This is a genomic window from Actinosynnema sp. (assembly GCF_052038725.1).
This window is the reverse complement of sequence record NZ_JBQGCX010000460.1, coordinates 1-5724: the sequence shown is the minus strand read 5'-3', so window position 1 is coordinate 5724 and position 5724 is coordinate 1. Positions and strand designations below refer to the sequence as shown.

At 72.8% G+C, this 5724-nt stretch carries 6 protein-coding genes; 2 read left to right on the top strand and 4 right to left on the bottom strand.

From position 1 onward, the window contains the following. The coding region (locus tag ACTUAL_RS09300; RefSeq protein WP_440899966.1) for a prolyl oligopeptidase family serine peptidase at positions 1-1386 on the top strand (1386 nt) is incomplete at its 5' end. A 102-nt stretch (positions 1387-1488) separates the two neighbouring features. Here ACTUAL_RS09300 and ACTUAL_RS09295 read toward each other — a convergent pair. From ACTUAL_RS09295 to ACTUAL_RS09280, 4 genes are all read right to left on the bottom strand, one after another. After that, positions 1489-2334, bottom strand: a complete 846-nt coding sequence (locus ACTUAL_RS09295) for a spermidine synthase (protein WP_177154425.1) — start codon at positions 2332-2334, stop codon at positions 1489-1491. After that, positions 2331-2744 (bottom strand): adenosylmethionine decarboxylase, encoded by a 414-nt coding sequence (gene speD / locus ACTUAL_RS09290; protein ID WP_096496369.1) that lies wholly within the window; start codon positions 2742-2744, stop codon positions 2331-2333. Before speD ends, ACTUAL_RS09295 begins: the two co-directional genes overlap by 4 nt. A gap of 70 nt (positions 2745-2814) precedes the next feature. Next, a complete protein-coding gene (locus tag ACTUAL_RS09285; RefSeq protein ID WP_440899965.1) occupies positions 2815-4008 on the bottom strand; it encodes a type III PLP-dependent enzyme in 1194 nt (397 codons plus the stop codon). A gap of 50 nt (positions 4009-4058) precedes the next feature. After that, positions 4059-5318: a metallophosphoesterase gene (locus ACTUAL_RS09280; protein ID WP_440899964.1), complete on the bottom strand. Its 1260-nt coding sequence runs from the start codon at positions 5316-5318 to the stop codon at positions 4059-4061. 118 nt (positions 5319-5436) lie between these two features. Between ACTUAL_RS09280 and ACTUAL_RS09275 the strand changes: the two genes are divergently transcribed. Then, positions 5437-5724 (top strand): sigma factor (locus ACTUAL_RS09275; RefSeq protein ID WP_440899963.1); only part of this gene is annotated, 288 nt, incomplete at its 3' end.

Below are 5724 nucleotides of genomic sequence, written 5' to 3'. Positions count from 1 at the left end.
GCGGCGGGCACCCCGAACGCCGTCGTCACCGCCGCCCTGTTCGACCTCGCCACGGGCGCGCGCGCCGACGTGCCGTGGGACGCCGACGCGTTCCCGTACCTGGCCACCGCGCACTGGTCCGCGCAGGGCGCCCCGCTGCTGTCCGTCCAGTCCCGCGCCCAGCGCGCCGTGCGGGTGCTGACCGCCGACCCGGCGACCGGCGCGACCACCGTCCTCAAGGAGAACACCGACCCGACCTGGCTGGAGCTGCCGCCCGGCGTCCCGTGCTGGTCGGCCGACGGCGAGCTGGTCGAGATCCTGCCGCACACCGGGGCCAACCGGCTCGTGGTCGGCGGCCGGGCCTGGTCCCCGGACGGGCTCCAGGTGCGCGCGGTGCTCGACGTCTCCGCCGAGGACGTGCTGGTCACCGCGTTCGAGGACGCCGACCCGACGCAGATCCACGTCTACGCGCTGACCGCGTCCTCGGCGACCCGCCTGACCGAGGAGGCCGGGGTGCACGCGGCGACCCGCGCGGGCGGGACCCTGGTGCTCTCCTCGTCCACCCTGGACCGCTTCGGCGCCCGCGCCACCGTCACCCGCGACGGCCGCGCCCACGAGGTCGCCTCGCACGCCGAGACGCCCGTGCTCACCCCCGAGCCGAAGCTGCTCACCGTCGGCGAGCGCGGCCTGCGCGCCGCCCTGCTCTACCCGGGCGGCCACGTCCCCGGCACGAAGCTGCCGGTGCTGCTGGACCCGTACGGCGGCCCGCACGCCCAGCGCGTCCTCACCGCCCGCAACGCCTACCTGACCTCGCAGTGGCTGGCCGACCAGGGCTTCGCCGTGCTCGTCGTGGACGGTCGGGGCACCCCCGGCCGCGGCCCGGCCTGGGAGCGCGAGATCGCGTTCGACCTCGCGGGCGTCACCCTCCAGGACCAGGTGGACGGACTGCGGGGCGCGGCGGCGGTCGAGCCCGACCTGGACCTCACCCGCGTGGCGATCCGGGGCTGGTCGTACGGCGGCTACCTGGCCGCGCTGGCCGTGCTGCGCCGCCCGGACGTGTTCCACGCGGCCATCGCGGGCGCCCCGGTGACGGACTGGCGGCTCTACGACACCCACTACACCGAGCGCTACCTGGGCGACCCGGCCGAGCGGCCCGAGGTGTACGACGCCAACTCGCTGATCGACGACGCGGGGGAGCTGGAGCGCCCGCTGATGATCGTGCACGGCCTCGCCGACGACAACGTCGTGGCCGCGCACACCCTGCGGCTGTCCTCCGCGCTGCTGGCCGAGGGCCGCCCGCACACCGTGCTGCCGCTCTCCGGCGTCACGCACATGACCCCGCAGGAGCAGGTCGCCGAGAACCTGCTGCTGCTCCAGGTCGACTTCCTCAAGAAGTCCCTCGCCTGACGCGGAAGCGGGAGGGCCGCCGCTCCCCGTGGGGAACGGCGGCCCGCCCGCCGGGACCGGCGAACCAGCGCGCCCGCCGGGCGGACCCCGAGGGGTCGCCCGTCAGACCTTCGCCGCGTGCCGCACCGAGTACGGCGGGACCGAGTTGCCGCGCAGCGCGAGCTCGTCGATCGACTCCGGCCGGTAGCCCGACTTCGGCAGCCGCTCCACCATCAGCGCGGTGGGGTCGGCGACCTCGTCGGCCCGGCCGAACAGGTAGGCCCACTCGTGCTCGTCGGAGCCGTAGTAGGCCACCGTGCCGAACACCTCGTTGAACCGCTGCCACATGCGCGTCAGCGTGGTGTTGCGCCACATCGTCTGGCAGCCCGCCTGGGACACCACGACGCCGCCCGGCGCGAGCAGCGCCTTGCACATGCCCAGGAACTCCGCCCCGTACAGGCGGTTGTGCTGGGCCTCCTCCTCGCGCTCGTCCGGCAGGTCCACCAGGACGATGTCGTAGCGCTCCGAGGTCGTGCGGATGTACTCCCACCCGTCCGTGTAGCGGACGCGGATCGGGCCCTCGCCCTTCTCGGCGAGCGCGAGCTCCTCCGGGGTGTAGCCGTACGGCAGGTGCTCCGCGCACAGCTTCACGGCCTGCTCGTCGATGTCGATGTGGTCGACCACCGACGCGCCGGCGGCCACCGCCATCTGGCACACGACGCCCTCGCTGGAGCCGATGACCAGCACCCGCTCGACCTTGTCCGCGAGCAGCAGCGCCGGGACCATCAGCGCCTCGTGGTAGGTGAGCTGGCTGAACTCGGTGCTCTGCCGGTCGTCGTCGCAGAACAGCGACAACCCCTGCGAGGTGCGCGCGATCACCAGGTGCTGGAAGTCGGTCCTCGTGTCGACGACCGTCTCCGCCACCTCCCAGTGCCGGGTCATGCCCGTCGCGAGCGGTTCGGTGATCAAGACTTCTCCTCGCCTACGAGAGCGGGCACGCGATTGGCGCCTCGCCTGACCGTGTCCATCCGTGCGTGCTCCGCGCCGAGCGCCTCCGAGAGCAGGCGCACCGCCAGCTCCGGCTTCGCACGGGTGCCGCACGTGAACACGTCGACGAACACCTTCCCGACTTCCGGGTAGGTGTGGATCGACGCGTGCGACTCCGACAGCAGGGCCAGGACCGTGACCCCCTGCGGGTCGAACTGCTTGGAGACCACCTCCAGCACCGTGGCGTCGGCCTGGGTGAGCGCCTCACCGAGGGCGTGCCTGAGGAACCGCTCGTCGTCGAGCAGCTCCGGGCTCACGCCTTCGAGCTCAGCCAGCACGTGCTGTCCTGCGAACAAGCCGACGGGGTCGGTCTCGCACGGGAGTTCGGACATCAATCACTCCAAACATCAGCTTCAGGTTCCCGCGGCCGGACGCCGCCAGGGACGATCGGAGGGCGTGCGCTCACCGCACGCAGTAGGTGGCCAGCGGCGGGAAGCCGTTGAAGGCCACGGAGGAGTAGCTGGCCGTGTAGGCGCCCGCGCGCAGCAGGTCGACGTGGTCGCCCGCGCGCAGGTCCAGCGGCAGGTCGTAGCGCGTGTGCTGGTACAGCACGTCGTCAGCGTCGCAGGTGGGACCGGCCAGCACCACCGGACCGACCTCGCCGCCGTCGCGGGTGGTGCGCAGCGGGTAGGCGATGGCCTCGCCCTCGGTCTCGGCGAGGCCGCCGTACCGGCCGATGTCCAGGAACACCCAGCGCCGCTCGTCCGAGTAGGACTTGCGGGCCACCAGCACCACCGACGAGCGGATGACACCCGACTCGGCGACGAGCGCCCGTCCGGGCTCGATCATCACCGACGGCGCGTGCTCGCCGAAGGCCCGGCGCACCGCGCCGGTCATCGCGGCGGCGTACTCGGCCAGCGGGGGCGGCTGCTCCAGGTAACCGGCGGGCAGCCCGCCGCCCAGGTTCACCACCGACAGCGCGACGCCCTCGGCGCGCAGCTTCGCGGTGACCTCGGCGGCGTCGGCGATCGCCGCGTCCCACCCGGTCGGGTCGAGCTGCTGGGAGCCGGCGTGGAACGCGACCCCGTACGGCTCCAGGCCCAGCTCGCCCGCCAGGCGCAGCAGGTCGACGGCCATGTCCGGCGCGCAGCCGAACTTCTTGCCGAACGGGTAGGTCGAGCCCTTGCTCTCCACCAGGATGCGCAGCATCACCCGCGCACCGGGGGCGTGCTCGGCGATCGTCCTGACGTCCTGCTCGCTGTCGGAGACGAACAGCCGCACGCCCAGCCGGTGCGCGTAGGCGATGTCGGCGGCCTTCTTGATCGGGTTGCTGTACGACACGGCCTCGGGCGGCGCGCCCTTGGCCAGGCACAGGTCGATCTCGTTGGGGCTGGCCACGTCGAAGGAGCAGCCCTCGGCGGCCAGGACCTCGACGACCTCGGGGGTCGGGTTGGCCTTGACCGCGTAGAAGATCCCCACTCCGGGGAGGGCCGCGCGCAGGGCGCGGAACCGCTCCACCACGGTGGGCAGGTCGATCACCAGGCAGGGCGTTCCGGGTTGTTCCCGCTCCAGGAAACGACGGATCCGATCCTCAGCACCGTGAAGCCGCTGGTCGGCGTAGCTCTCCGTCATCTCGCTAGGGGTCCCCCTCCGCATCCGTCCTCGGGCACGGCCGCCCACCCTAGGCGCACAACCTGAACAAATCGCTACCCGAGGGCCGAATTGTGACGCAGCTCCACAAGCGTGACCTCCGGGGGTGCGCCCACGCGGACCGGCGGACCCCAGAACCCGGCCCCGTTGCTGACGTACACCTGGGTGCCGTCGACGGTGGCCAACCCCGAGGTCACGGGCTGCTGGATCGGCACCGCGAGGCTGAACGGGAACATCTGCCCGCCGTGCGTGTGGCCGGACAGCTGGAGGTCGACGCCCCTGGCCGCGGCCTCGCGCACCTGCACCGGCTGGTGCGCCAGCAGCACGACCGGGTTGCGCTCGTCGCGCCCGCCGAGCGCCTTGTCGTAGTCGGGCGCGTCGTCCAGCTGCCCGCCGGTGTGGTCGTTGACGCCTGCCAGGTCGAACGCCGCCCCGTTGCGGGCGATGGTCAGCCGCTCGTTGCGCAGCACGTCCAGGCCGAGCCTGCCCAGCTCGGAGATCCACTCCAGGTGGCCCGAGTAGTACTCGTGGTTGCCGGTCACGAAGAACGCGCCGTCCTTGCTGACCAGGTCCTTCAGCGGGGCCGCCGCCTCGCCGAGCTGCGCGACGGTGCCGTCGACCAGGTCGCCGACCACGGCCACCAGGTCGGGCTGCAGGCCGTTGATGGTGCGCACGATCCGCTCGGTGTGCGCGCGCCCCAGCAGCGGGCCGAGGTGGATGTCGCTGACCACGGCGATGCGGTAGCCGGACAGCGCCGGGTCGAGCTTGGCCAGCGTCACCGGGACGGTCCTGACCTGCGGACCGCCGAGCGCGGTCTTCGCCCCGTAGCCGACGATGCCGGTCGCGGCCAGGCCCGTGGCGACGGCCATCGAGCGGGCGATGAACAGCCTGCGGCCGTTGTCCACCGGGGGCTTGCCGGTGGTCTCGGTCGCGGCCCGGTCGAACTCGCGCTCCGCCACGGCCACGGCGACGCCGTCCTCGGCCGGGCTCGCGGGCAGGGACGCGGTCACCGGCTCCGGGGTGTCGCGCCGCCACCAGCGGTTCAGGATCAGCCGGGGGATCTCCAGCACGACCAGGACCACGGCCAGGTAGAAGCCGAGCGCGAGCCAGAGGTACCCCGGCCAGGCGATCCAGGCGTACCCGATCGGGTCAACCCGGACCAGCGCCATCGCGGTCATCATCATCACGAACAGCGCGCCGAGCACGACGGCGCCGGCGGTGCGGGCCCGCCTCGACGTGGTGGTCGCCCGCACGAGCCTGCGCCACAGGTAGTAGTTCAGCAGGCTGAGCGCGAGCGCCATGAACAGCAGGAACATGGGAGTGGGGCCCTCCTGGGGGATTCGTCCCCCCAAGTCTGCCGTGAAGTCACCCGTAAGGGTGCAACCCGAGCGCCTGCCCGTGGCGTGACTAACGCGGATGTCACGGGGAGGGCAGATGAGCTCACGGGACGCCGCGTTCGCGGAGTACTTCGCGGCGCGGGCGGACGCCATGCGCGGGACCGCCTACCTGCTGTGCGGCGACTGGCACCGGGCCGAGGACCTGGTGCAGACGGCGTTCACCAAGCTCTACCTCGCCTGGGACCGGCTCGCCAGGCAGGACGCCCTGGACGCGTACACCAGGCAGGTGGTCGTGCGCACGTTCGTGTCGGAGACCCGGCGCGGGTGGTTCCGCCGCGTCACGGTGGGGGACCTGCCGGTGGAGCGCGCCGCGGCCCCGGTGGGC

What these genes read in the sequence shown, in the direction of transcription:
- speD (WP_096496369.1), bottom strand. Translation starts at nt 2,744, where the DNA reads ATGTCCGAACTCCCGTGCGAGACCGACCCCGTCGGCTTGTTCGCAGGA.
- ACTUAL_RS09285 (WP_440899965.1), bottom strand. Translation starts at nt 4,008, where the DNA reads ATGCGGAGGGGGACCCCTAGCGAGATGACGGAGAGCTACGCCGACCAG.
- ACTUAL_RS09280 (WP_440899964.1), bottom strand. Translation starts at nt 5,318, where the DNA reads ATGTTCCTGCTGTTCATGGCGCTCGCGCTCAGCCTGCTGAACTACTAC.